The organism is Paracoccus sediminis, from assembly GCF_900188295.1.
Lineage (GTDB): Bacteria > Pseudomonadota > Alphaproteobacteria > Rhodobacterales > Rhodobacteraceae > Paracoccus > Paracoccus sediminis.
Genome location: NZ_FZNM01000003.1, coordinates 22,865 through 48,495, shown reverse-complemented (window position 1 = coordinate 48,495; position 25,631 = coordinate 22,865). Strand labels below are relative to the sequence as shown.

Annotated in this window: 26 protein-coding genes and 1 pseudogene; 14 read left to right on the top strand and 13 right to left on the bottom strand. The window is 66.6% G+C overall.

The annotated features are described in order from the left end of the window. Positions 1-36: 36 nt before the first annotated feature. From CHB77_RS05675 to tldD, 10 genes are all read right to left on the bottom strand, one after another. Complete coding sequence (locus CHB77_RS05675) at positions 37-1,932, bottom strand: hypothetical protein (RefSeq protein ID WP_089387234.1); 1,896 nt, start codon at positions 1,930-1,932, stop codon at positions 37-39. Positions 1,933-1,936: 4 nt separating this feature from the next. After that, complete coding sequence (locus tag CHB77_RS05670; protein ID WP_089387233.1) at positions 1,937-2,392, bottom strand: ExbD/TolR family protein; 456 nt, start codon at positions 2,390-2,392, stop codon at positions 1,937-1,939. Between the two features lie 3 nt (positions 2,393-2,395). Beyond that, the gene (gene tolQ / locus CHB77_RS05665; protein ID WP_425320182.1) at positions 2,396-3,115 is read right to left on the bottom strand and encodes a protein TolQ; all 720 of its coding nucleotides are present in this window, start codon (positions 3,113-3,115) and stop codon (positions 2,396-2,398) included. Positions 3,116-3,204: 89 nt separating this feature from the next. Further along, on the bottom strand, positions 3,205-3,618 hold the full coding sequence (gene ybgC, locus CHB77_RS05660) for a tol-pal system-associated acyl-CoA thioesterase (protein ID WP_089387232.1): 414 nt from the start codon (positions 3,616-3,618) through the stop codon (positions 3,205-3,207). Next, a complete protein-coding gene (locus CHB77_RS05655; protein ID WP_089387231.1) occupies positions 3,615-4,190 on the bottom strand; it encodes a hypothetical protein in 576 nt (191 codons plus the stop codon). The genes ybgC and CHB77_RS05655 overlap by 4 nt, the downstream gene beginning before the upstream one ends. Positions 4,191-4,285: 95 nt before the next feature. Continuing rightward, on the bottom strand, positions 4,286-4,912 hold the full coding sequence (locus CHB77_RS05650; RefSeq protein ID WP_089387230.1) for a CoA transferase subunit B: 627 nt from the start codon (positions 4,910-4,912) through the stop codon (positions 4,286-4,288). Further along, positions 4,912-5,616, bottom strand: coding sequence for a CoA transferase subunit A (locus CHB77_RS05645; protein ID WP_089387229.1), 705 nt, complete (start codon positions 5,614-5,616; stop codon positions 4,912-4,914). Before CHB77_RS05645 ends, CHB77_RS05650 begins: the two co-directional genes overlap by 1 nt. Before the next feature lie 156 nt (positions 5,617-5,772). Further along, positions 5,773-8,469, bottom strand: coding sequence for a type I DNA topoisomerase (gene topA / locus CHB77_RS05640; RefSeq protein ID WP_089387228.1), 2,697 nt, complete (start codon positions 8,467-8,469; stop codon positions 5,773-5,775). 96 nt (positions 8,470-8,565) lie between these two features. Beyond that, on the bottom strand, positions 8,566-9,696 hold the full coding sequence (gene dprA, locus CHB77_RS05635; RefSeq protein WP_089387227.1) for a DNA-processing protein DprA: 1,131 nt from the start codon (positions 9,694-9,696) through the stop codon (positions 8,566-8,568). Between the two features lie 65 nt (positions 9,697-9,761). After that, complete coding sequence (tldD, locus tag CHB77_RS05630; RefSeq protein ID WP_089387226.1) at positions 9,762-11,183, bottom strand: metalloprotease TldD; 1,422 nt, start codon at positions 11,181-11,183, stop codon at positions 9,762-9,764. Between the two features lie 212 nt (positions 11,184-11,395). On the opposite strand from tldD, the gene coxB reads away from it, so the two are divergent. The 10 genes from coxB (at position 11,396) to CHB77_RS05580 (ending at position 20,256) form a co-directional block, all read left to right on the top strand. Next, the gene (gene coxB / locus CHB77_RS05625; protein ID WP_242626541.1) at positions 11,396-12,286 is read left to right on the top strand and encodes a cytochrome c oxidase subunit II; all 891 of its coding nucleotides are present in this window, start codon (positions 11,396-11,398) and stop codon (positions 12,284-12,286) included. Positions 12,287-12,327: 41 nt separating this feature from the next. Next, positions 12,328-13,245: a heme o synthase gene (gene cyoE, locus CHB77_RS05620; RefSeq protein ID WP_089387577.1), complete on the top strand. Its 918-nt coding sequence runs from the start codon at positions 12,328-12,330 to the stop codon at positions 13,243-13,245. Further along, the gene (locus tag CHB77_RS05615) at positions 13,245-13,442 is read left to right on the top strand and encodes a hypothetical protein (protein WP_089387224.1); all 198 of its coding nucleotides are present in this window, start codon (positions 13,245-13,247) and stop codon (positions 13,440-13,442) included. Before cyoE ends, CHB77_RS05615 begins: the two co-directional genes overlap by 1 nt. Beyond that, positions 13,439-14,014: a cytochrome c oxidase assembly protein gene (locus tag CHB77_RS05610; protein WP_089387223.1), complete on the top strand. Its 576-nt coding sequence runs from the start codon at positions 13,439-13,441 to the stop codon at positions 14,012-14,014. Before CHB77_RS05615 ends, CHB77_RS05610 begins: the two co-directional genes overlap by 4 nt. 24 nt (positions 14,015-14,038) lie before the next feature. Further along, positions 14,039-14,869, top strand: a complete 831-nt coding sequence (locus CHB77_RS05605) for a cytochrome c oxidase subunit 3 (RefSeq protein WP_089387222.1) — start codon at positions 14,039-14,041, stop codon at positions 14,867-14,869. Between the two features lie 69 nt (positions 14,870-14,938). Further along, on the top strand, positions 14,939-15,610 hold the full coding sequence (locus CHB77_RS05600; protein ID WP_089387221.1) for an SURF1 family protein: 672 nt from the start codon (positions 14,939-14,941) through the stop codon (positions 15,608-15,610). A gap of 10 nt (positions 15,611-15,620) precedes the next feature. Further along, positions 15,621-16,997, top strand: a complete 1,377-nt coding sequence (gene thrC, locus CHB77_RS05595) for a threonine synthase (protein ID WP_089387220.1) — start codon at positions 15,621-15,623, stop codon at positions 16,995-16,997. Beyond that, entirely contained in the window at positions 16,994-18,268 is a 1,275-nt protein-coding gene (locus CHB77_RS05590) for a M16 family metallopeptidase (RefSeq protein WP_278185008.1), read from the top strand. The genes thrC and CHB77_RS05590 overlap by 4 nt, the downstream gene beginning before the upstream one ends. Beyond that, positions 18,268-18,849, top strand: a complete 582-nt coding sequence (locus CHB77_RS05585) for a GNAT family N-acetyltransferase (protein WP_165456208.1) — start codon at positions 18,268-18,270, stop codon at positions 18,847-18,849. The genes CHB77_RS05590 and CHB77_RS05585 overlap by 1 nt, the downstream gene beginning before the upstream one ends. A 9-nt stretch (positions 18,850-18,858) precedes the next feature. After that, a complete protein-coding gene (locus tag CHB77_RS05580) occupies positions 18,859-20,256 on the top strand; it encodes an FAD-binding oxidoreductase (RefSeq protein WP_089387218.1) in 1,398 nt (465 codons plus the stop codon). Positions 20,257-20,726: 470 nt separating this feature from the next. Here CHB77_RS05580 and CHB77_RS05575 read toward each other — a convergent pair whose 3' ends face one another. After that, positions 20,727-21,260 carry an adenine phosphoribosyltransferase gene (locus tag CHB77_RS05575; RefSeq protein ID WP_089387217.1) on the bottom strand — a complete coding sequence of 178 codons (534 nt, stop codon included), beginning with the start codon at positions 21,258-21,260 and terminating at the stop codon, positions 20,727-20,729. After that, positions 21,257-21,859 (bottom strand): flavin reductase family protein, encoded by a 603-nt coding sequence (locus CHB77_RS05570; RefSeq protein WP_089387216.1) that lies wholly within the window; start codon positions 21,857-21,859, stop codon positions 21,257-21,259. The genes CHB77_RS05575 and CHB77_RS05570 overlap by 4 nt, the downstream gene beginning before the upstream one ends. Positions 21,860-21,985: 126 nt before the next feature. On the opposite strand from CHB77_RS05570, the pseudogene CHB77_RS05565 reads away from it, so the two are divergent. After that, positions 21,986-22,465 (top strand): annotated as a pseudogene (locus tag CHB77_RS05565) (GNAT family N-acetyltransferase); the annotation flags it as partial. Positions 22,466-22,562: 97 nt separating this feature from the next. Further along, positions 22,563-23,351 carry an EcsC family protein gene (locus CHB77_RS05560; RefSeq protein ID WP_089387215.1) on the top strand — a complete coding sequence of 263 codons (789 nt, stop codon included), beginning with the start codon at positions 22,563-22,565 and terminating at the stop codon, positions 23,349-23,351. A gap of 70 nt (positions 23,352-23,421) precedes the next feature. On the opposite strand, the gene CHB77_RS05555 is transcribed toward CHB77_RS05560, so the two are convergent. Then, positions 23,422-24,948, bottom strand: coding sequence for an ATP-dependent DNA helicase (locus CHB77_RS05555; protein WP_089387214.1), 1,527 nt, complete (start codon positions 24,946-24,948; stop codon positions 23,422-23,424). A gap of 89 nt (positions 24,949-25,037) precedes the next feature. On the opposite strand from CHB77_RS05555, the gene CHB77_RS05550 reads away from it, so the two are divergent. Both CHB77_RS05550 and CHB77_RS05545 read left to right on the top strand, forming a co-directional pair. Further along, positions 25,038-25,244 (top strand): hypothetical protein, encoded by a 207-nt coding sequence (locus tag CHB77_RS05550; RefSeq protein ID WP_089387213.1) that lies wholly within the window; start codon positions 25,038-25,040, stop codon positions 25,242-25,244. Between the two features lie 177 nt (positions 25,245-25,421). Then, positions 25,422-25,625: a hypothetical protein gene (locus tag CHB77_RS05545; RefSeq protein ID WP_089387212.1), complete on the top strand. Its 204-nt coding sequence runs from the start codon at positions 25,422-25,424 to the stop codon at positions 25,623-25,625. Positions 25,626-25,631 lie beyond the last annotated feature (6 nt).

Sequence of the window (25,631 nt, the reverse complement as noted above, 5' to 3'; positions counted from 1 at the left end):
CATAACCATTGGGACGGGACCGGGTTCGGCCCGGCGTCAGTCGAATCCGATTCCATCCGGGCGGAATTCCACCACCACGTCGCGCCACCGGGTATATTTGTCGAAGGGCAGCGGAAAGCCCGCGCCGCCGCACATCATGATCGCCCGCCGGGCCACGTCAAAGGCGTGGGTCGCCCCCGCTTCGGATCCGCCCCGGAAATCGGCGATCCGCAGGCTGCCGTCGATGGGCCGGCCGTCCGCCGTCATGCTGAAGCCCACGGACACCGACATCCGCGATGCCTCGACCGACAGGGCGCCTTCGTTCCAACACCGGCGCAAGGCCGCGCGAAAGGCGTCCTTTTCGGCCAGGGACAGCGGTTCGGCCCCCGACAGGCCGGACATGTCGATTCCGTCCAGCGGGGTCGGGCGGATGGCCGACGGCGCAAGCTGCAAGGGTTCCGCAACGCCGCCCGCGTCCGCCGGACGGTCGGCGGCACCCTGGCCGGACATGGCCCCCGCCAAGGCCGCCGCCAGCGGATCCTGCGCGGCCGAGGCGCCCGATCCGCCGTCGATTGTCTGGCTTTCGCCGCCTCCGGCATCGCCCGTCGAGGCGGTGTCGGTGCCTTCGGTCCCTGCGGTGCCGCTCTGGGCCTCGCGCAGCGCGTCTTCCAGCGCCTGCTGGCGGGCGGCCTCGGCGGCACGCTGCGCCTCGGCCTGCTCGGCGGCCTCTCGTTCCTCGGCCTCGCGACGTTCCTCCGCGGCCTCGCGTTCCTCGGCAAGGCGGCGTTCCTCGGCCTCCCGCGCGGCGGCGTCGGCGGCGCGGCGTTCTTCTTCGGCGCGGCGTTCGGCCTCGGCCCGCCGAACTTCCTCGGCACGACGCTCGGCCTCTACAGCCTCGGCTTCCCGACGTTCGGCTTCGCGTCTCTCCGCCTCGGCCCGTTCCCGGCGGGCTTCCTCGGCGGCACGCGCTTCGGCGGCCCGGCGTTCTTCGCGCGCCTGACGTTCGGCCTCGGCCGCGCGACGCTCCTCCTCGGCACGGGCTTCGGCCTCTTGCTGCTCCTGCGCGTCGCGTTCGGCCCGTTCGACGGCCTCGCGGCGTTCCGCAGCCTCGCGCCGCGCCTGGGCGTCCCGGCGTTCGGCTTCGGCCAGCCGATCCGCCTCGGCTTGCCGTTCCGCGGCCTCGGCCGCCGCCCGTTCGGCCCGGCGGGCCTCGGCGGCGGCTTCGCGTTCGGCGGTCAGGCGACGCTCCTCCTCGGCCTGCGCCTGCGCCTCAGCCTCGGCTGCGGCCTCCTCGGCGGCGCGGGCGGCATCGGCGGCGGCCCGCTCTTCGGCCTCTTGTCGGGCCAGACGGGCATTGCGGCGTTCGACCAGACCCTCGGGGCGCAGCCGCGGCAGGGCGGATCGATCCAGGGCCAGTTCGGATCGGGGTGCCACCGGCCGCGCTGCCGGATCGGCCGCGGGGGCCTGGGGGCGGGCGGGCTGGGTATCGGCCAACGGGGCGCCCGCATCCGCAGGCATGGCCGGGGCCGCATCCTCGACCGTCCTGTTTTCGGCCGGGCGTCCCAGATCGGTCGCTACCGCCACCGGATCGGGCCGCGCAAAATCGGTCAGGTCGGGTTCAGCCTCGGATGCGTCGGGCGCCGGCAGTGCCTGGGCCGCATCCTCGGCGTCGGGCAGGCTGGCCGCGGCGGGCGTTTGTCCCGCGTCATCCTCGGCCGCTGGCACCGGAAGCGACGCCATCGCCGTCGCGTCGCGCCCAACCGGACCCGCGCCGCGGGACGCGGCGGCAAGCGCCTCGAACTCGGCACCGCTGATGGTCGCAACTTCGGTCGTGCGCAGGGGGGCCGAGGGCTGGGGACGCAGGAACACGCCACCCAGGATCGCCCACAGGATCAGCGCCCCGTGCGCCGTTCCCGAAACCCACCAACCGATGCGCCCTTCGCGGTCGTCCATCGCCTCAGCCGTCCATCCTCGGGCCGCCGGTATCCGTCACCAGCACGATATTCGTCAGACCCGCCGCGTTCAGCGCGCCCATCACCTGCACCACGCGGGCATAGGGGATCGCACCATCCGCGCGCAGGAACACCCGGTCCGACTGGCGTTCCGCCAGAACCGCGCGCAGGCTGGTGACGATCTGGTCCTGCGCCACCGGCGCATCCATCAGCATCACGTCACCCGACGCGGGGATCGAGATGACCAGCGGCTCCTCCTGCTCGGTCGGGACGGCGGTGGCGGCGGTCTGCGGCAGGTTCAGGGGCACGCCCGCCGTCATCAGCGGCGCGGCCACCATGAAGATCACCAGCAGCACCAGCATCACGTCCACAAAGGGCGTGACGTTGATTTCCGACATCGGTGCGTTGCGGCGGCGGCCCCGGCCTTTTCGGCTGACCCGTTTGACGACGGCGGCGGACATCCCCTAGGCCTCGTCCATCTGGCGCGACAGCAGGGTCGAGAATTCGTCGGCGAACGCCTCCCAGTTGCCGGTCACGCGTTCGGCGTCGCCCGACAGCTTGTTGTAGAAGACCACGGCCGGAATCGCCGCCAGCAGACCAAGCGCGGTCGCCAGCAGCGCCTCGGCGATGCCGGGGGCGACGACGGCCAGGCTGGTGTCCTGGGACATGGCGATGCCCTCGAACGCGGTCTTGATGCCCCAGACGGTGCCGAACAGCCCGATGAAGGGCGCGGTGGATCCGACCGTCGCCAGAAAGGAGAGGCCCCGGAACAGCCGCGATTCCTCGCGCTGGATGGCGACGTTCATGGCGCGGTCGATGCGCGCCGTGCCGCCGGGGATCAGCGCGCCGTCGTCGCGGTGGCTGCGGCGCCATTCGGTCATGCCCGCCGCGAAGATGCGTTCGGACGCGCCGGACGGGCGGTCGCCCAGACGGTCGTACAGGTCGTCCAGCGGCTCGCCCGACCAGAAGCTGCGGTCGAAACGCGCAGCCTCTCGGCGGGCCTGCGCGAAGGCCAGGAATTTCTGGATGATGATCGCCCAGGCCCAGACCGACGCCACGACCAGCAGCACCATGACCACCTGCACCGTCAGCGAGGCGCGCGCAAACAGCGCCATCAGCGAGAAATCAAGGGCCTGCGCGGCCTGGATCGGTTCCATCTTCACTGCCTTTTCGTCGTCATCCATCGCGGATCCGACCGGCGACCCGGTCGGCTTGCGGGTCTTCTAGACCCTTCCTAGCAAAGGTTGCAGCCCCTTGCTGCAACACAATGCCGTCACTTTTCAGCAATATGGCCCTGCCGCGCCAGGGTGTCCGACAGGGCCGCCGGAAGGCGCACGGGCCTGCCCCCATCGTCCAGGCAGGCCAGTGTCACGCGCGCCGCAAACAGCGCCATGCTGTCGCGCCGAACGGTCTGGTCCAGCACGATCCGGGCCGCGGTCAACCGCGACAGCCCGGTTTCCACGACCAGCAGATCGTCGAACCGGGCCGGACGGAGGTAATCGCCCTCGACCCGGCGGACGGCGAAGACATGACCGCTGTCACGCCTCATCGCCGCCTGATCGATGCCCAGTTCGCGCAGCCATTCGGTCCGTCCGCGTTCGATGAACCGGAAATAGTTCGCGTAATAGACGATCCCGGCCAGATCGGTATCCTCGTAATAGACGCGAACCGCGAACCGATGCATCAGGCCTCTCCGATCCGGGCCGCCAAGCGCAGGGCATGGGCGCGATCCGATGCCGCCACCGGCAGTACGGGGTCATAGGCCGCCCGGATCAAAAGGGCCATGTCCGCCGCGGGCACGATATCCCGCGCAAAGGTCAGAGCGCAGCGCATGAACAGCGTCTCGGCCAGATGGCCGGGATGGCTGTGCGCCAGGGGTCCGCCCATACGAATGAATCCCATGCAGGCGCGGATGCCGCCGTCCGTGTCGAATCGGAACATGCGGTACTGGTCGGCCCGCGCGCGCGACAGCCGATCAACCAGATCGGGCATGCCGGTCAGCCGGTCAAGGTCGGGAACATCCCCCAGATCCGGCCAATCGCGCACGAAGAACAGCATCAGGTTCGCGCCCATGTCGGGATCGGCGTCGGTCAACGGATGCCGGGCATGGGCAAACCCCGCCCGGATCGCGCTGCGAAAAATGTCCAGGCTTTCATCCGCCAGCCCAAAGATCACCGGCGCCACCGGACGCGCCCAGCGGGCACACAGGAACGTCCCGTCGGCGCGGGTGAACAATGCGGCAATCTGATCCGCCGTCATGCCCATCCTTTCACCGTGGCCCCGCTGTCCCAAAGGGGCGCCTGAATAGCGACGGGGGCAAGACCCCCGACACCTTCCTTGACCGGTGCCATGCTTCAGGAAACGATCGTCGCCTCGGTTGCGGCGCGCAGTTCGTCCTGGGTCACGCCATCGGCGCATTCGACGATGCGCAGGCCGCCCGGCACCACGTCCAGCACGCCCAGGTTGGTGATGATGCGGTCCACCACGCCCTTGCCGGTCAGGGGCAGGGTGCATTCGCGCAAGACCTTGGATTCGCCCGCCTTGTTGGTGTGGTCCATGACCACGATCACGCGGCCCACGCCCGCGACCAGATCCATGGCCCCGCCCATGCCCTTGACCAGCTTGCCGGGGATCATCCAGTTGGCCAGGTCGCCGTTCTCGGCCACCTCCATCGCGCCCAGGATCGCGGCGGCGATCTTGCCGCCCCGGATCATGCCGAAGCTGGTGGCGCTGTCGAAATAGGCGGTGCGGTTCAGTTCCGTGATGGTCTGCTTGCCGGCGTTGATGAGGTCGGGGTCTTCCTCGCCTTCATATGGGAACGGTCCCATCCCCAGCATCCCGTTTTCGGATTGCAGGGTGATGTCCTTGTCGCCGACATAGTTGGCCACCAGCGTCGGGATCCCGATGCCCAGGTTCACATACATCCCGTCTTCCAGTTCCTGCGCCGCCCGCGCGGCCATCTGGTTGCGATCCCAAGGCATCACGCGGCCTCCTTCTTGCGGGTAGTGCGCTGCTCGATGCGCTTTTCATGGGTGCCCTGCACGATCCGGTGCACATAGATACCGGGCAGGTGGATCAGGTCGGGGTCGAGGCTGCCGCGCGGGACGATTTCCTCGACCTCGGCCACGCAGACCTTGCCGCACATGGCAGCGGGCGGGTTGAAGTTGCGGGCGGTCTTGCGGAACACCAGGTTGCCGGTGTCGTCGGCCTTCCAGGCCTTGACGATGGACAGATCCGCCACGATGCCGCGTTCCAGGATATAGTCCTGACCGTCGAAGGTCTTGACCTCTTTCCCCTCGGCGATGACGGTGCCGACGCCGGTCTTGGTGTAGAAGCCGGGAATGCCGCAGCCGCCCGCCCGCATCCGCTCGGCCAAGGTGCCCTGCGGGTTGAATTCCAGTTCCAGTTCGCCGGACAGGTATTGGCGCATGAACTCGGCGTTTTCCCCGACATAGGAGGAGATCATCTTCCGGATCTGGCGCGTTTGCAGCAGGATCCCCAGACCGAAATCATCGACGCCGCAATTGTTGGACGCGACCGTCAGATCCTTGGTGCCCGCGTCGCGAATGGCCGCGATCAGCAGCTCGGGGATGCCGCACAGGCCGAACCCGCCCGCCGCGATGAACATTCCGTCGTGCAGCAGGCCCTCCAGCGCCTCGGCAGCCGTGGCGTAAACCTTTTTCATCGTCCCCCCCAAATGAATACCGCTGCCGGTTTGTCGCTTGCGCGCCGGGTCAAGTCAATGCGGCGGTGCGGCATGGATGAACGGTGTCGCGCCGATCCGCTGGCGGCAGTTCACGCGGGTTTCCGACTCAGGCCGCCGGGAATCCTTGCCAAGGGCCTAACCCTTGGCCGCCTTTTTCGGGGCCTTCCTGGCCGGGGCCTTTTTCGCCACGGCTTTCGCGGCCGCCGGTTTCTTGGTTGCAGTCGCAGTCTTGGCCTTGGGGGCCGCCTTTTTCTTGGCAGGCGACTTGCCCGCCTTTGCCGCGATCAGCTCAAGCGCCTTTTCGATCGTCAGATCCTCGGGCGCGACATCGCGGGGCAGGGTGGCGTTCACCTTTTCCCATTTCACATAGGGACCGTAACGCCCGCTCATCACCTGGATGGCGCCGCCGTTCGGGTGATCGCCCAGTTCCCGCAAGGGCGCCGCGGCCGCCGCGCGGCCCCGCGTCTGCTTGGCGGCCAGCACCTCGACCGCGCGGTTCATGCCGATGGTGAACACCTCGTCCACCTCGGGCAGGTTCGCGTATTTCGATCCGTGCTTCACATAGGGACCGAACCGGCCGATCCCGGCCTCGATCAACTCGCCGTCCTCGGGGTGATTGCCGACGGGACGCGGCAGCGACAGCAATTGCACCGCGCGGTCCAGATCCAGCGTGGCCGGATTCCAGCCCTTAGGGATCGAGGATCGGGCGGGCTTGGGATTGTCCTCGCTGGCCTCGCCCCTTTGGACATAGGGGCCAAAGCGCCCGGTCTTGAGGCTGATCGGATCGCCACCGTCCTCGCCCAGAATGCGGTCGCCCACGGCCTCCTCTCCGTCGGGGGCCGAGATCGGGCGCGTATAGCGGCATTCTGGATAGTTGGTGCACCCGATGAAGGCCCCGCCCGACCGCGCGGTCTTGAGATTCAGCCGCCCCTTGCCGCACAGTGGGCATTCGCGCGGATCGCCGCCATCGGCGCGGGGGGGATACAGATGCGGGGCCAGGGCGTCGTCGATGGCCTCCAGCACCTCGGTGATGCGCAGGTCGGACGTGCCCTCAAGCGCCTTGGAAAAATCCTTCCAGAACCGCCCCAGAACCTCGCGCCACAACAGATCGCCCGCGCTGATCTCGTCCAGCTCGTTTTCCAGATCCGCAGTAAAGTCGTAACTGACATAGCGCGGGAAATACTTGGTCAGAAAAATCGTGACCAGCCGCCCCTTGTCCTCGGGGATCAGGCGGTTCCTGTCCTTGCGGACATATTCGCGGTCCTGGATCGTGGTGACGATGCTGGCATAGGTCGAGGGGCGGCCGATGCCCAGTTCTTCCATCCGCTTGACCAGCGTCGCCTCGGTATAGCGGGGCGGCGGCTGGGTGAAATGCTGGCGCGCCGCCACGGCGGCGCTGTCGTTCACCAGAAGGCCCGGCGCGGCGCGCTGGCCCGCAGGGGCGGCGGGCACGGGGTCGTCCTTGTCGCGGGCCTTGGCGAATTCGGAATCGAAGGCCTTGGCAACCGGCCTGGCCGCCTCGCCCTGCCGGATCGCGGGCAGCCGGGCGCCGTCCTCGGCATCGTCATCGTCGTGGCCCTGGTCATAGACGCGCAGGAATCCGTCGAACAGGATCACCTGGCCGGTGGCGCGCAGGCCGACCTGGTTGTCTTGACTGGCGATCTCGACCGTGGTGCGCTCCATGCGCGCGGCTTCCATCTGGCTGGCGATGGTGCGTTTCCAGATCAGGTCATACAGCTTGCGCTGATCGTCCGCGCTGACGCGCAGCTTGTCAGGCGACAGCATCATGTCGGTGGGCCGGATGCATTCGTGCGCTTCCTGCGCGTTCTTGGCCTTGTTCTTGTACATCCGCGGGCTGGAGGGGACGTATTTTTCGCCGAACTTGGCCTTGATGGCGTCGCGGGCGGCATGGACCGCCTCGGGCGCCATGTCGATGCCGTCGGTCCGCATGTAGGTAATCAGCCCCGCCTCGTACAAACGCTGCGCCGCCGACATGCAGGCCTTGGCGCCCATGCCCAGCTTGCGCGACGCCTCCTGTTGCAGGGTCGAGGTCATGAAGGGCGGCCAGGGATTGCGGGTCGCGGGCTTGGCCGCCACGCTGGTCACGCGCAGGTCGCGGCTGGCGACCGCGCTGACCGCCATCGCGGCGCGTTCCGCGTCGGGCAGATCGAAACGGTCCAGCTTCGATCCGGCCAGCGACACCAGCGTCGCATCGTATTCCGCGCCGTCCGGCGTCGCCAGGCGGGCATGGACCGACCAGTATTCGCGGGCCTTGAAGGCCTCGATCTCCATCTCCCGGTCCACGATCAGGCGCAGGCAGACGGATTGCACCCGGCCCGCCGATTTCGCGCCCGGCAGCTTGCGCCACAGGACCGGGGACAGGTTGAAGCCGACCAGGTAATCCAGGGCGCGACGGGCCAGATAGGCATCGACCAACGGCTGGTCGATCTGGCGCGGATTGGCCATCGCCTCGGTCACGGCGGTCTTGGTGATGGCGTTGAAGGTGACGCGGTTGACGGCGCTGCCCTTTTTCAGCGCGGGTTGCAGGGCCTCCAGCAGGTGCCAGGAAATCGCCTCGCCTTCCCGATCGGGGTCGGTGGCCAGGATCAGGTTCTGGTCATCCTTCAGGGCATCCCTGATGGCCTTGAGATGCTTTTTGCTGTCCGCCGCGACTTCCCACTTCATGGCGAAATCGGCGTCGGGGTCGACGCTGCCGTCCTTGGGGGGCAGGTCGCGGACATGGCCGAAGCTGGCCAGCACGCGGTAATCGCCGCCCAGGTATTTCTCGATGGTCTTGGCCTTGGCCGGGGATTCGACGACGACGACGGGCATTCTTACCTCGGGGGCGGACCTGCAATGGGCCGGGAACATGGGTCCGGGGCCTGCCGGTGTCAACCGGCGGCGATCATCCGGCGCGTGTGCCGCCCTTTATCCAAGCGCCAGCCGTCCGCCCGGCACGCGCAACAGCCGCCCCTGCAATTCCAGCGACAGGATCGCCGCGCTGGCCGCCGATGCCGGCAGGCCCAGATCGCGGATCACGTCGTTTTCATCCGAGGGCGAGGGGCCGAGACGCGACAGGATCCGGGTCTCGATCTCTCCGGCATCGACGGGATCGGGACGCGGGGCGGGGACGGGGACGGGTTCGGCCGCCCCTTTGGTTTCGATCCTTGACCCCAGCGCCGCGCAAACGTCGGCCGAACTGCGCACCAGCAGGGCACCATCCCGGATCAGCTGGTTGCAGCCGCCCGCGCGGGCGTCCATGGGATGTCCGGGCACGGCCATGACCTCGCGCCCCTGGTCAAGCGCGTTCCTGGCGGTGATGAGGGTGCCGGACCGATGCGCGGCCTCGATCACGACGACGGCCAGCGACAACCCGGACACGATGCGGTTGCGGGTCGGGAAATGGCGTGCCTGCGGTTCGGTGCCGGGCGGCTGTTCGGACACGAGCGCGCCCTTTTCCGCGATCTGCGCCGCCAGGACGATGTTTTCGGCGGGATAGATCACATCGACGCCTCCTGCCATGACGGCGATGGTGCCGGTGGGCAGCGCGGCGTTATGGGCAGCGGTGTCGATGCCGCGCGCCAAGCCCGCGACAACCGTATGCCCGGCCTCGCCCAGGCCCGTCGCCATGCCCCGCGCCATGCGCAGGCCCAGCGACGATGAATTGCGCGCCCCGATCACCGCCACCGGATCGTGCGCCAGCCAGGCCGGATCGCCGCGCAGCCACAGGATCGGCGGCGCCCCGTCGATGTCCAACAGCGCCGGGGGGTAAAGATGCGAATCGCAGCGGATCAGCCGGGCGCCCGCCTTGCGGCCGGCCGCCAGCTCGGTCGCCGCCACGCCTTCGGGGCAGGCTTCGTAATCGGTGATCCCCGCCGCCGCCGCGATGGCGGGCAGGGCATCCAGGGCCGCGCGCGCGCTGCCGTGTTCGGCCACCAGCCGGTGATAGGTCGCCGGACCGACCCGGCGGGAACGGATGAGGCGCAGGACCGTCAGGTCGTCGTCCTTGGCCGCCGTGGGGGACGTCGGTGCGTTGAAAGGAAGATGCCCGGTATCCATGCTGCCTCCGCCTCATCCGGGAATCACCCTAGCGGAAAAGGCGTTAACAACTGGTTAGCGGCCTGTCACGCGGCCGATCCCCCCACCGTCAGCCCACCGATCAGCAGCGTCGGCTGGCCTACGCCCACCGGAACCCATTGACCCTGCTTGCCGCAGTTGCCGATGCCGGGATCCAGAGCCATGTCGTTGCCGATGGCGCGGACCTGCCGCAGCGCGGTGGCGCCATCGCCGATCAGCGTCGCGCCCCGGATCGGATCGCCGACGACGCCGTTCTTCACGCGATACGCCTCGGTGCAGGAAAACACGAACTTGCCGTTGGTGATGTCCACCTGCCCGCCGCCAAAGCCCACGGCATAGATGCCGTCGCGCAGATCGGCCAGGATCGAGGCCGGGTCAGCATTGCCGCCGGGCATGTAGGTGTTCGTCATCCGCGGCATCGGCGCGTGGGCAAAGCTTTGCCGCCGCCCGTTGCCGGTGGGTTCCACCCCCATCAGCCGGGCGTTCTGGCGGTCCTGCATATAGCCTACCAGGATCCCGTCCTCGATCAGCACGTTGCGGGCGGGGGTCATTCCTTCGTCGTCCACGCCGATGCTGCCCCGCCGGTCCGGGATGGTGCCGTCATCGACGACCGTGACGCCGGGGGCCGCGACACGTTGTCCCATCAGCCCCGCGAAGGCCGAGGCTTTCTTGCGGTTGAAATCGCCCTCCAGCCCGTGCCCCACGGCCTCGTGCAGCAGGATGCCGGGCCAGCCCGGACCCAGCACCACGTCCATCACACCGGCGGGCGCGGGGACGGACCGCAGGTTGACCAAGGCGATGCGCAGCGCCTCGTCCACGGCGGGTTGCCAGTGCGCGGGATCCATCAATCCGGCCAGCGACACGCGCCCGCCGCCGCCAAAGCTGCCGGATTCGCGGCGATCGTTGTTTTCGACCATCACGCTGACGTTCAATCGCGCCATGGGGCGAACGTCGGTCGCAAGCCCCCCTTCGGGGCGCAGGATCGCGATTTCCTGCAAGGACGATCCCAGCGACACCGAGACCTGAACCACGCGTGGATCGCGCGTCCGGGCATAATCGTCGATCTCGCGCAAAAGCCCGATTCTGGCAGCGAAAGGAATGCCTTGCGCCGGATCCTCGGCCATGTACAGCGGCCTGACCTGCATCGGCGCGGCGGGCGCCAGGACGCCGCCGCCCTGTGCCACCGCCAGCCGCGCCGTTTCCGATGCGCGTCGCAGCGCGGGTTCCGAAATCTCTGTCGAATGGGCATGACCCGTCACCTCGCCCCGGACGGCGCGCAGGCCGAAACCCTGTTCGGCGCTGTAGCCCGAGTTGCGCAGCCGGCCGTCGTCGAAGACCAGCGACTCCGATACGGACCGTTCCAGGAACAGCTCGCCATCCTCGGCCCCGGCAAGGGCATCGCGCAGGATGGCCAGCGCCCGGTCGCGGTCCAGGTGGGTGGCAAAGGGATCGAAGCGGGAACGGCTCATGGCGGAAACGTCGTCCTTGTGTCGGCGGCGCTGCGGCCCGGCCGGGCGGCGCCATGGCGGTGTTTTTGCACGGGCGGGCTTATGTATCACTTGCCCGTAGGGTCGAGATATGGTCATAGAACGGGGATTGTTAAAGGAAAAGGGTGGCCGCTCGGGCGCCTTGCGGTCGCGCGGCCGCGCCAGGATAACGGGATGGAATGATGGCAATAGCGATGATTCGCCGTGCAGCCGCGGCAGCGTCCGGGCTTGCGACCATGGGAATGATAGCCAGTTCGGCAGCGGCGCAGGACGTGCTGGGCGAACTGCCCACGATCGGCAAGCCGGTCCCGCGGGGGGTGGGCTTTCAGCCCGCCGCGACGGAACTTGCGCGCGACCAGCAGTGGCTGGATCATTTCGTGCTCATCATCATCGCGGTCGTGACCGTCTTCGTGTGCGCGCTGCTGCTGATCGTGATCCTGCGGTACAACAGCCGGTCGAACCCCGTCCCGGCAAGGTTCACCCACAACACCCCGGTCGAGATCGTCTGGACGCTGGTGCCCGTGCTGATCCTGGTGGCCATCGGGGCCTTCTCGCTGCCCGCGCTGTTCCGCAGCCAGGAAATGCCCGCCGATCCCGACGTCGTCATCAAGGCCATCGGCAACCAGTGGTACTGGTCCTACGAATATCCCGAAAACGGCATCAGCTTCGATTCGATCATGCTGACGCGCGAGGAACTGGCCGATTACGGCTATGCCGAGGATGAATACCTGCTGGCGACCGACACCGCCGTCGTCGTGCCGGTGGGCCAGACCGTGCTGCTGCAAGTCACGGCCAACGACGTGATCCACAGCTGGACCATCCCCGCCTTTGCCGTGAAACAGGACGCCGTTCCGGGCCGGATCGCGCAGGCTTGGTTCAACGTCGAGCAGGAAGGCATCTATTTCGGACAGTGCAGCGAGCTTTGCGGGATCAACCACGCCTATATGCCCATCGTCGTCAAGGCGGTCAGCCCCGAAGTCTATGCCGCCTGGGTCGCCGAACAGGGCGGCACACTGGAAGGCGAGGCCGCGACCGCCGCAGCCGATGCGCCCGCATCGACCGTGACGGTGGCCGCGGCCGAGTGATCGGGTGGTCGGACCAGCATGACAGCCAGATCGAAGAAACGATGACCGATACCAACGCATACCCTGGCGTCCCCGAGGCCGAATTCGGCGATTTCGTCGCGCTGTTGAAGCCGCGCGTCATGTCGCTGGTCGTCTTCACGGCCTTTGTGGGCCTGTGGGTGGCGCCGGTGGAGGTGCATCCCTTCGTGGCCTTCTGTTCGGTCCTGTTCATCGCGGTGGGCGGCGGCGCGTCGGGCGCGCTGAACATGTGGTATGACGCCGACATCGACGCCGTGATGCGGCGCACCAAGGGGCGCCCGATCCCGTCGGGCCGGATCGAGGAAGGCACGGCCCTGGCCCTTGGCCTGATCCTGGCGGGTTTTGCGGTGATGATGCTGGGGCTGGCGGCGAACTGGTTCGCGGCGGCTTTCCTGGCCTTCACGATTTTCTTCTATGCCGTCGTCTATACCATCTGGCTGAAGCGGTGGACGCCGCAGAACATCGTCATCGGCGGGGCTGCCGGGGCCTTTCCGCCGATGATCGGCTGGGCCTGCGCCACGGGCGGCATCAGCATCGAATCCCTGCTGATGTTCGCGTTGATCTTTTTCTGGACTCCGCCGCATTTCTGGGCGTTGGCGCTGTTCATGAAATCCGACTATCACGAGGCCAAGGTGCCGATGCTGACGGTCACGCACGGCCACGCCGCCACGCGGCGCCACATCTTTGCCTATACGCTGGTGCTGGCGCCTTTCGCGATCTGGCTGGGTCTGACCCCGGTTGGCGGGCCGATCTATATGGCAGCCTCGGTCGTGCTGAACGTGCTGTTCATCCATGGCGGCTGGCAGATCCTGCGCCGGGACGAAAAAGAATCGATCGCCGATGGCTACGCTGTGGAGAGACGGGTCTTCAAGCTGTCGCTTTATTACCTGTTCCTGCATTTCGTGGCCCTTCTTGTGCAGAACTGGATGGGGACGTGGTGATGACTTTGAATGCCGAACATGAAATCCATCGCCGCCGCCGGTCGCGCAACGTCGGGCTGGCCCTGGTGCTTGTGAGCTTTGTGGTCCTGGTCTTTGGCCTGACGGTCGTCAAGGTCAAGCAGGGCGACATGATGGAAGGGTTCGACCACCAGCCCCGCGTGTCGGTCCTGCCACCGGAGCCAGAGGCAAGCCGATGAGCCGCCGCATGTCCCCCGAAACCCGGACCGTGGCCTGGCTGGTGGGCGTGGTCGTGACCATGGGCGCGCTGGCCTGGGCCGCCGTGCCATTCTATGACTGGTTCTGCCGCGTCACCGGCTATGGCGGCACCACGCAGGTGTCGCAGGCCGCGCCCGATCAGGTTCTGGATCAGGTCATCCGCGTCCGTTTCGACGCCAATGTCGAGCCGAGCCTGGAATGGACCTTCCGCCCCATGCAGACCAGCATGGAATTGAAGATCGGCGAGAACGGCCTGGCCCTCTATGAGGCCGTCAATACCTCGGACGTGCCGATCACCGGCACGGCCAGCTATAACGTCGCGCCGGACATCGCGGGATATTACTTCAGCAAGATCGAATGCTTCTGCTTCACGGAACAGACCTTGCAGCCCGGCGAACGGATCGAGATGCCCGTCAGCTTCTTCGTGGATCCTGAACTGGTCAAGGACCGCGATGCAAGCTGGATCAGGGACATCACCCTGTCCTATACCTTTCACCGGACCGAGCCGAAGCAGGCGTCGCTTGACGCCGCCCCGGCCGACAACGTCAACTGATACGAAAACCGACGGGGACCGCTCATGGCGCACGCAAAGAACCACGATTATCACATTCTTCCGCCGTCGATCTGGCCCCTCGTCGCTGCCGTGTCGGCGTTCCTGATGCTGTACGGTGCCGTGGGCTGGATGCACACGGGCAATGTCAGCCTGCTGGGCATTCCGGTCCGCGGACCCTGGCTGTTCCTGATCGGCTTTGTCGGCGTGCTGTATGTGATGTACAGTTGGTGGGCCGACGTGGTGCGCGAAAGCCAGTCGGGCGATCATACCCCGGTGGTGCGGATCGGCCTGCAATACGGCTTCATCCTGTTCATCATCTCGGAAGTGATGTTCTTCGTTGCGTGGTTCTGGAATTTCATCAAGCAGGCCATGTATCCGATGGGGCCGGAAAGCCCGATCAAGGACGGCGTCTGGCCGCCCGAGGGGATCGTGACGTTTGATCCCTGGCATTTGCCGTTCATCAACACGCTGATCCTGCTGCTGTCGGGCGTGGCCGTGACCTGGGCGCACCATGCGCTTGTTCACGACAACGACCGCAAGACCACCATCAACGGCCTGATCGTCGCTGTGATCCTGGGCGCGGTCTTTTCGTTTCTGCAAATCTATGAATACAGCCATGCGGCCTTCGGCCTGAGCGATACGGCCTATGCTGGCGCCTTTTATCTGGCGACGGGCTTTCACGGGCTGCATGTCCTGATCGGGACAATCTTCCTGGCGGTCTGCTTGGTGCGCCTGATGAAGGGCCAGATGAGCCAGGAAAAGCATGTCGGCTTCGAGGCCGCCGCCTGGTACTGGCATTTCGTCGATGTTGTGTGGCTGTTCCTGTTCGCCGTGGTCTATGTCTGGGGCAGCTGACCGCCGCCCGATCCGAAACGCGACGCGCGGAGGCTTCTCCGCGCGTTTTTTGTCCGACGGACCTGAATCATGCGCCGCATCCTGTTTCCCCTGATCCTTGGCGTGGTCGGCTGCGCGATCCTGATCCAGCTGGGGCTGTGGCAATTGCGCCGGGCCGATTGGAAGGACGGAGTTCTGGACGAAATCCAGGCCAGCATCGAAGCCGCGCCCATGCCCTTGCCTGCCGATCCCGACCCATCGATGAAATACATGCCCGTGACCGTCAGCGGCACCACCACGGGGGCCGAGATCGACGTCCTGTCCCACACCAAGGAACAGGGCGGGGGCTATCAGGTCGTGTCGCGGTTCGTCACCGATGACGGCCGCGCCATCATGGTGGACCGGGGCTTCGTGCCCCAGGAACTGCGTCGTGCCGAACGCGGCCCGGTGCGGCTGAACATCCGCGGCAACCTGCACTGGCCTGACGAAAAAGGCAGCGCCACGCCGGATCCGAACATGGATGAGAACATCTGGTTCGCCCGTGACGTGCCGGCCATGGCCAAGGTTCTGGATACCGAACCTGTGCTGGTCGTGGCCAGTTTCGTGGAGGGGGATGCGCAAGGCGTCGAACCGATCCCCGTTTCCATCCAGGGCATTCCCAACAATCACCTGACCTATGCCATCCAGTGGTTCGTGATCGCGGCGACCTGGGCAGGGATGACACTGGCCCTGATCTGGCGTATCAGGCAGCGGAAATACTGAGGGAATGCGGATGCGTTACGTCTCGACGCGGGGAAAGGCCCCCGTGCTGAATTTTGAAGGGGCCATGCTGTCGGGTCTGGCGCGCGATGGCGGGCTGTATCTGCCCGAAACGATCCCGACGCTTTCCGGGCTGAACGATCTGGACGGCCTGCCCTATGACGAGGTTGCCTTCCGCGTTATCCGCCCCTTTACCGGCGACAGCTTTTCCGACGCCGAACTGCGCGGCGCCATCGACCGCGCCTATGCGCGCATCGAACATGCGGCCAAGGCACCGTTGCGACAACTTGCCCCCGGCCATCACCTGCTTGAACTGTTCCACGGCCCGACGCTGGCCTTCAAGGATTTCGCGATGCAGCTGATCGCGCAGCTGTTCGAGATTGCCTTGAAACGGTCGGGACGGCGGATCACCATTGTCGGCGCGACCTCGGGCGATACCGGCTCTGCGGCCATCGAGGCGTTCAAGGGCATCGACAACGTGGACGTGTTCATCATGTTCCCCCATGGCCGCGTGTCCGAGGTGCAGCGCCGCCAGATGACCACGCCCACCGCCGAAAACGTCCACGCCCTGTCCGTGACAGGGCATTTCGACGACTGCCAGGCACGGTTGAAGGATCTGTTCAACGACCACGCCTTTCGCGACGCGGTGGGGCTGGCCGGGGTCAACAGCATCAACTGGGCGCGGATCGTGGCGCAGATCGTCTATTACGTCACCGCTTGCGCCAGCCTGGGAATGCGGCCGACGGATTTCACGGTGCCGACCGGCAATTTCGGCGACATTTTCGCGGGGTCCGTGGCCCGCGCCATGGGCCTGCCGATCCGTCGGCTGATCGTGGCCACCAACCAGAACGACATCCTGCACCGCGCGCTGACCACGGGCGAATATCGCATGGGAACGGTCGAACCCTCGATCAGCCCGTCGATGGACATCCAGGTCAGTTCCAACTTCGAACGGGCGCTGTATCTGGCCTATGGCGGCGATGCGCCGGCGGTTTCGCAACTGATGGACGAACTGCGCGGCGGCGGCTTTGCCATCAGCCAGGGCGCGTTGCAGGCGCTGCGCGAGCAGTATCTGTCGGGCCGGGTATCCGAGGAGGAGACGCTGGCGATGATCCGCACCATCCGGGCCGAGACGGGCGAGATCCTGTGCCCGCACAGCGCCGTGGGCGTGGCCGTCGCGCGTCGGCACATCGAACCCGGCGTGCCGATGGTGACGCTGGCCACCGCCCATCCCGCCAAGTTTCCCGATGCTGTGGAGGCCGCTATCGGCCTGCGCCCGGCCTTGCCGCCGCACATGGCCCGCCTGTTCGACCTGCCCGAACGCGTGACGCGGGTTGAAAACGACGTCGAGGCGCTTAAATCGCTGATCCTTGACCGGAGAACCCAGTGAACAAAGACCCCAACCTGCATGTGACGACCCTTCCCAACGGCCTGCGTGTGGCGACCCGCCTGATGCCGGGGCTGCATTCGACCGCCTTGGGCATCTGGGTCAGTGCGGGCGGGCGCAACGAACGCCCGGAACAGAACGGCATCGCGCATTTCCTGGAACACATGGCTTTCAAGGGCACCGCGACGCGGACCGCGCTTCAAATCGCCGAGGCGATCGAGGATGTGGGCGGTTACATCAACGCCTATACCTCGCGCGATGCGACCGCCTATTACGTCCGGGTGCTGGAAGACGATGTCGATCTGGCCTTCGGCGTGATGTCGGACATCGTGTTGAACCCGATCTTCGACGAACGGGAAATCGAGATCGAACGCGGCGTGATCCTCCAGGAAATCGGGCAGTCCATGGATACGCCCGACGACGTGATCTTCGATTGGCTGCAAGAGGCCGCCTATCCGAACCAGCCGATGGGCCGTACCATTCTTGGCCCCGCCGAACGCGTCAGCCGTTTCGGCCGGTCCGACTTGTCGGGCTTTGTCGCCGAAAACTATGGTCCCGGCCAGATGGTCGTGGCGGCGGCGGGCGCGGTCGATCACGACCGGATCGTGCGGCTGGCCGAACGCGCGTTCGGTCATCTGGCCACCGTGACCCAGGCCCCGCGAGAGGCCGCGCGCTGGCAGGGCCTGGAAACGCGCAAGGTCAAGAAGCTGGAACAGGCCCATTTCGCCCTGGCCCTGGAAGGACCGGGCTATCTGGCGCCGGATTTCTATGCCGCGCAGATCTTCTCATCCGCCCTTGGCGGGGGCATGTCGTCGCGCCTGTTCCAGAAGCTGCGCGAGGAACGCGGGCTGTGCTATACGATCTTTGCGCAGTCCGGGTTTCATGACGACACCGGGATGCTGACCATCTATGCGGGGACGGGGGCCGAGGATCTGGCCGATCTGTCCACTCTGACCATCGACGAGATCAAGCGCGCCGCCGAAGACATGTCCGAGGCCGAGGTCGCCCGCGCCAAGGCGCAACTGCGCGCCAGTCTGCTGATGTCGCTGGAAAGCCCGTCGTCGCAGGCCGAACGGATGGCCCGCACGCTGGCGATCTGGGGCCGGGTGCCCGACGCGGCCGAGGTCGCGGACCGCATCGCCGCCGTGACCGTGGCCGAGGTGCGCGCCCATGCCGAGGCCCTGATCGCGCAGGCTCGTCCGGCCTTGGCTCTCTACGGTCCCGTCAAGGCCGCGCCCGCGCTGGGCGCCCTGGCCGAAAGGCTTGCCGCCTGATGTTCCTGCGCGCCCGGCCCGTGCGGCTGGAAACCGAACGGATCGTGCTGCGCCTGCCTGCCCATAGCGACTTTCGTGCCTGGATGTCCCTGCGCGATGCCAGCCGGGATTTCCTGACCCCGTGGGAACCCGTCTGGTCCCCGGACCATCTGACCCGCAAAAGTTTCGTCAATCGCGTCTATTGGGCTGCCCGCGCCAGCCGGGGCGGCACCGCCTTGCCGCTGTTTCTGGTGCGCCGCGACGGAGTGTTGCTGGGGGCGATCACGCTGGACAACATCCGCCGCGGCCCGGCGCAGTCGGGCACCATCGGTTACTGGATCGGCCAGCCCTTTGCCCGCCAAGGTTACATGCGCGAGGGGATCGGCGTTTTGGTCCATCATGCCTTTACCGCCCTGGACCTGAGCCGGGTCGAGGCCGCCTGCCTGCCGGAAAACGCAGCCTCTCGCGGGGTGCTGGAAAAGTCGGGTTTCAAGTACGAAGGCGTCGCGCAAAGCTATCTGCAAATCGACGGACGATGGCGCAACCATGTGCTGTATGCCAACCTGCGCGGCGACCGGCGCGGCCGCAGCGACGCGCGGTAAGGGGACAGGATGCTGAACGACGCCACCGACGCATTGGCGCGGCTGCTGCCTGACGGCGTGCTGCGCGACATGGCGCCTGCCTATCTCGAGGAACCGCGTGGCCGTTACAAGGGCCGCGCCGGTCTGATCGCCGCCCCCCGCACGGTGGATGAGGTCGCGGCCATCGTCCGCGCCTGCGCGGATGCGCGCGTGCCCATCGTCCCGCGCGGCGGCGGCACGGGACTGGTCGGCGGGCAGGTGATGCCCGATGGCACGGCGCCCCTGGTCCTGTCGCTGGAACGGATGACCGCCATCCGCGCCATTTACCCCGAGGAAGGCGTGATCGTGGCCGAGGCGGGCGCGACCCTGCACCAGGTGCGCGACGCTGCGGCGGCGGTCGGGCGGCAGTTCCCGCTGTCGCTGGCATCCCAGGGGACCGCGCAGATCGGCGGCGTGCTGGCCACCAATGCGGGCGGCGTGAATGTGCTGCGATACGGCAACGCCCGCGCCCTGTGCCTGGGGGTCGAGGCGGTGCTGCCGCAGGGCCAGATCATGCACGACCTGAAACGTCTGCGAAAGGACAACACCGGATACGACATCCGCGACCTGCTGATCGGGGCCGAGGGCACGCTGGGCATCATCACGGCGGCGTCGCTGGTGCTGGCGCCAGTGCCTGCGGAAACCGGCGTGGCAATGCTGGTCGTGGACTCGCCCGAGGCCGCGCTGAGCCTGCTGTCGCTGGCCCAGGCGCGCATGGCCGGGGGGGTGACGGCGTTCGAGCTGATCTCGGGGCAGGGGCTGCGGTTCTTGGACGCGGCCTTTCCCACGCTGCGCCAGCCCTTTGCCGACCGCCCCGACTGGCTGGTCCTGATCGAGGTCGGCTTGCCTGCGGGCTTGCCTGTGGACGCCGCGCTGGAAGACCTGTTCACCGATGCCGCCGAGGCGGGCCTGGTCAGCGACGGCGTGATCGCCCGATCCGGCCAGCAGGCCGCCGACCTGTGGGCGGTGCGCGAAATGATCCCCGAGGCCAACCGCCACATCGGCGCCATCGCCAGCCACGACATCAGCCTGCCCCTGTCCGGGGTCGCCCGCTTCATCCGCGATTGCAGCGCCCTGCTGGCGGGCATGGCGGACCTGCGCATCAACTGCTTCGGCCACCTGGGCGACGGCAACCTGCATTTCAACCTGTTCCCGGCCGAGGGTCGGACGCGGGACCCCTATGACGGGATCCGGCGCGATCTGTCGCGGGCGGTGCACCAGATGGTGGTGGCGCGCGGCGGCTCGTTCTCGGCGGAACACGGGGTGGGGCGGCTGAAGGCGGCGGAACTGGCCGAATGGGGCGATCCCGCGCGGTTGGCAGCAATGCGGGCGATCAAGAATGTGCTGGACCCGGCGGGGATCATGAATCCGGGGGTAATCTTGGCGTAGGGTGCGTACTTGCACGCACCAGTTGGCCGTCAAGGGTAGTGCATGAAATCGCGCGCACTATAACTGGCGTAGCACGCACGTAATAGACTTTCGCGCGTCTAACGGTAATCCTCGGCGTGGCGAAACAGTTCTTCTTCCAATTCACCTTCAAGCATTCTTACACGGCAAAGCTTGTTATGTTCTGCTCGAAAGTTCTCACACGCCACATATTTCGCCGATGCAACATTGAAATCGCAATTGGTGATCGTTTCTTCTGCCGAAAGCATCCTAGAGAAGTCACTACTAGCAGTTGAGACGTTACCTCTTTGTTTTTCAGTGCGGTCGCGAATCTCTAAGAAGTCATATCAAAGCGAGTTGCGGTAGTTGTCTCGATAGGGTGAGCTTTGCTCTCGCATGAGTAAGTTTCCTGTTTGTTCTATGCTATCTCATATAGAATTTAATGATAAGTCAAGCGACGAGATTCCGTGCCTCTACTCCCCCTCGAACGCCGTCAGCGCATGAACCTCATGCCCCAGCCCTTCCAGCACCTTCCGCCCACCCAGGTCCGGCAGGTCGATGACAAAGGCGCAGCCCACCACCTTCGCCCCCAGCCTCTCGCACAGCGCGATCCCCGCCGCCGCCGTGCCGCCGGTGGCCAGCAGGTCGTCCACGATCAGCACCCGCTCGCCCGGTTTCAAGGCATCGTCATGCACCTCGACCACCGCCTCTCCGTATTCCAGGTGATAGGCCTGGGAAATCACCGCGCCGGGCAGCTTGCCCTTTTTCCGAATGGGGACAAAGCCGGTGGAAAGCTGATGCGCCACAGCGCCGCCCAGGATGAAGCCGCGCGCTTCCAGCCCCACCACCTTGTCAATCCGCGCCCCGGCATAGGGGGCCAGCAACTGGTCCACCGCGATGCGGAAGCCGCGCGCGTCGGCGAACAGCGTCGTCACGTCGCGGAACAGGATCCCTTCGTGCGGGAAATCGGCGATGGTGCGGATGTAATCCTTGACGTTCAAGCTCATGCGGGACGTTCCATTTCGAACAACTCGGTCACGGCGCAGTAATCCTTGTAGCCCAGCCGCGCGATCCAGCCGCCCGCCGCGCGGGGATCGAAACGGCCATCGACCACGCAATCGTCGCGCAGATGCACGCCTGTCACCACGCCGAACACGACATAGTTTGCATCCCCCGCCAGGGGCAGCACGCGGGTCATCCGGCATTCCAGGGCGGCGGCGGCGCCTGCCACGCGAGGGCAGGCGATGGTGTCGCATTCGGCGGCCGCAATCCCCGCCGCGTCGAATTCGCTGGTGCCGGCGGGCAGGGGGGCCGACGACGCGTTCACCTGATCGCGCAGGTCGCCCGTGGCGATGTTCACGCAGAACACCCCAGATTCGATGATCTGCGCCACGCTGTCCTTTGTCCCGTTCCGATCCGGCTTGGCGCTGGTGGACGCGAACATCACCTGCGGCGGCACATAGGCCACCGCATTGAAGAACGAATAAGGCGCCAGGTTGTCGCCCACACCGCCCCGTGTCGAAATCCAGCCGATCGGGCGCGGGGCGACGATGGCATTGAAGGGGTTGTGAGGCAGCCCGTGGCCGTTTTCGGGGCGGTAGAACATCGCGGGCCTTTCTGATCCTGTGCCGCGCCAACCTGCCATCGGACGCCCGAACCCGCAATGGCCGCTGCCGGTTTCATCGCGGGCAAGGCCATGCTAAGGGCCGCCAAGACCCGACAGGAAGGCGCGATGTACGAAATCTGCCCCGAAACTGCCGCCGACGAACCTGAGGTCGAGGCCTTGTACGACCTGTGCTTTGCCCCCGGCCGGACCGCCCTGTCGTCATACCGCCTGCGCGAGGGCGTGCCCAGGGTTGCCGACCTGTGCCTGGTGCTGCGCGATCCGTCTGGCATCCTGATGGCCGCGATCCGGTTCTGGCCGGTGCGCGTGGCGCGCAGGCCGGTGCTGCTTCTGGGACCGATCGCCGTCCACCCGACCGCGCAGGGCGAAGGGCTGGGCGGTCTTCTGATGCGCGACAGCCTGACGCGGGCGCGCAAGCTGGGCTGGGCCAGGGTGCTGCTGGTCGGGGACGCCCCCTATTACAGCCGCTTCGGATTTTCGCGGCTGGACCATGTGGTCATGCCGCCGCCCACCAACCCCGACCGGGTGCTGGGGCTGGAACTTCGCCCCGGCGCCTGGGTTGATGTGGCGGGGCTTGTCAGCCGCGAAACCTCGTCCGGCGTGCTGGAAGGCATGGCGGAACCGGCGCGCGCCACCGACCCCCGGCCGCCCTGCGTCACGGTCGATCACCCACACGAGGATACCGATGCCAACCAATCAGCAACTGGTGCTTCCGCCGATCAATGATCCGTCCGTTCATGCCCAGATCGACCGCCTGGCGCGGCGTTATCTGGACGCGGGCGGCCTGGGGATGGAGGCAATGGCCGTCGTCGGCAACAGCGCCGAGAACCTGATCGATAAGCTGCCGTCCTTTGTGCGGGGCCGCATGGACAGGATTACCCGCGCGGCCCTGGACCGGGCCTTCACGGCGGCCAGCAGTTCGCGGCGGATGGTGCGCGACCGGGGCGACTGGTTCAATCGCATGGCGTCCACCCTGTCGGGCGCGGCGGGCGGCGTGGCCGGGTTCGCGGGGGCGATGATCGAGCTTCCGGTGACGATCACCTTGTTGCTGCGGGCCATGCTGGACATCGCGGTGGAACATGGCCTCGATCCCGAAAGCGAGGAGGTGCGCATGGAATGCCTGCGCATCTTTGCCGCCGCCGGACCGATGGCCGAGGATGATTCGACCGACATCGGCCTGCTGGCGGCGCGGCTGTCGGTGACGGGCCAGACCGTGCAGGGCCTTATCAGCAAGGTCGCGCCGCGTCTTTCGGTGTCCATGGGGCAGAAGCTGGCGGCCCAGGCCGCCCCGATCTTTGGCGCCGTCGTCGGGGCGTCAATCAACTATACCTTCACGCGCTATTACCAGGAACTGGCCCGCGTCCATTTCGGGATCATGCGCCTGTCCCATGAAACCGGCATCCCCAAGGAGGCCCTGGTCGAGGCGCTGCGTCTCTCCATCGAACGGCTGGACCATCGCAGGGCCGCGCGCTGATGCGCCCTTCTGCCTTTTGAAACATCCCGGAAAGTTCCGGGGACCGACGCGCCCCGGCCTTTGCGGGACGCTATTCCTCGTCGGTCGCCAAGACCAGATCGGCCACAGGCGCGTCCAGATCCTGGGTGCCCAGCGGCGACGACGGGCGGGCCAGTCGGGCCTTCGTCACCCACAGCAGCCGTTCCTGCGCGCGGGTTATCGCGACATAGGCCAGCCGTTTCCACAAGGGGATCCCGGCTTCCGAGCGGTTCGACCAGGCGGCGGCGGAAATATCAGGGCCGAAGACCTGCACATCGGGCCATTGCGATCCCTGCGATTTATGGATCGTTACCGCCGCGCCATGCAGGAAGGTTGCGCCCATGCGGGCGGCATAGGGGATGAATGGCTCCTCTTGGTCGGGCAGTTCGATCTTGACGATGCTGGCGGCCGACAGGCGCGGATCCTCGGCGCCGATCACATGCAGGCGCGAAAAGCCCGGCTTGCGGCCCGGTCCCAGATAAACGACCTGAGCGCCCTTTATCAGCCCGCGCGCTTCCAGGTCGATCCGCTTCTTGCGATGCTTCAACGGCAGTTCCAGCCCGTCGCAGATCAGCGGCTCGCCCGGCAGCAGGGCGTCGCCCGGCGCGCCGAACGCCGCGCGAAAGGCGTGGATCAGCCGGATCCGCGTGGCGTTGCGCCACACCAGCACCGGGCTGCGGGCCATCAGGTCGCTTTCGACCCGTTCGGCCCACACGACACGGCCGTCGCGGCGGGCGGCGGCACGGATCAGGCTTTCGAACCCGTCGAACGTCAGGCTGTCGTCGGACAGGGCATGGGCCAGATCCAGGATCGGGCTGTCGTCCGCCTGACGGTGGATACGGTTCAGGATCAGCTTTTGATTGGCGGCCAGGCGGTCGAACACCATCTCGCCCGACTGGCCCACGGGGGCAAGCTGGGCCGGATCGCCGAACAGCACCAGCAGCGGGAAAATCTCTCGAAGATCGTCGAATTGCTTTTCGTCCAGCATCGACGCCTCGTCGATCAGGCCCACGTCCAGCGCATCCTCGCGCCGTTTCCAGCCGCGGATGAAGTCCGATCCGCGCAATCCTGCCGCCGCCAGCGCGCCGGGGATCGAGGCGTGCTGGTCGTGAAACGCCTTGGCCCGGTCCAGGGCGGCATCGGTCATGCCCTCGACCGCGGGCCGGTCGCCGGTCCCGGCAAGCCATTCGGCCAGCTTTTCGTATTCCGGGTCATAGACCGGGGTGTACAGGATCCGATGAATGGTCGTCGCGGGAACGCCGCGCATCCGCAGCACGAAGGCGGCCTTGTTCGTCGGCGCCAGGATCGCCACGCTGCGCCGGTCCTTGCGGCGGCGGCCTTCGTAATCGCCGCTGACGATTTCGACCCCCGCATCGCGCAGCGTCTTGGTGATCTGCGACAGCAGCAGCGTCTTGCCCGACCCCGCCTTGCCGATCACGGCCATCACCCGCGCCTTGCCGGGTTGCGGCGGGTGCAGTTCGCTGGCGATCAGGTCGATGCCCGCCGCCCCGAAGGTTTCGGCCAGGCTGTCCCAGGCTTCGGACTGATCGGAAGACAGGATGGGGGCGGACACGGTCATGGCCCCCCTCTAGCGCGGGTCTTGGCGAAAGCCCATGCAACTTTTTCCGGCCTTTGCGCGTGTCATGAAAATCCCTGAAAGGATTTCCGATGATCGAGCTGTTCTTCGTCACCTGCCTGATCGCCGAACCCGACCGTTGCAGCAACCACAGCCTTTTGTTCGAGGAACAGAACGGCCTGTTCACCTGCATGCTGCAAGGCCAGAGCGAACTTGTCCGTTGGGTTCAGACGCATCCGACCGAACAGGTTCGCGAATGGAAATGCCGCTATGCCGATCGGAACGAAACCCCGATCTAGGCCTGCGTCCGTCGCGTTGATGCCCAAAACCGCGTCGCATCCGCACAACATGCGGCTGATTCGCGTGCGATCCCGGTTGCTTGGCGGAAATTCACGCTGGAATCACGTCCGCATGAGATCTTTGGCGTAGCTTGGTTGCCAAGGGGGTCAACGCAGGAAGCACGAAAGGATGATCCAGTGATCGAGTTGTTGTTCGTAAGTTGCCTTTCAGCCGAACCCGCCAGCTGCCGGGATCGCAGCCTGATCTTTACCGACATGAGCGTGATGACCTGCATGATCCATGGCCAGCAGGAGATTGCCAAATGGCTGGCCAGATACCCCAAGGAGACCGTTCGGGAGTGGATCTGCCGGCCCATCGAACAACGGCAGGCCGAGGCCTGACCCCGC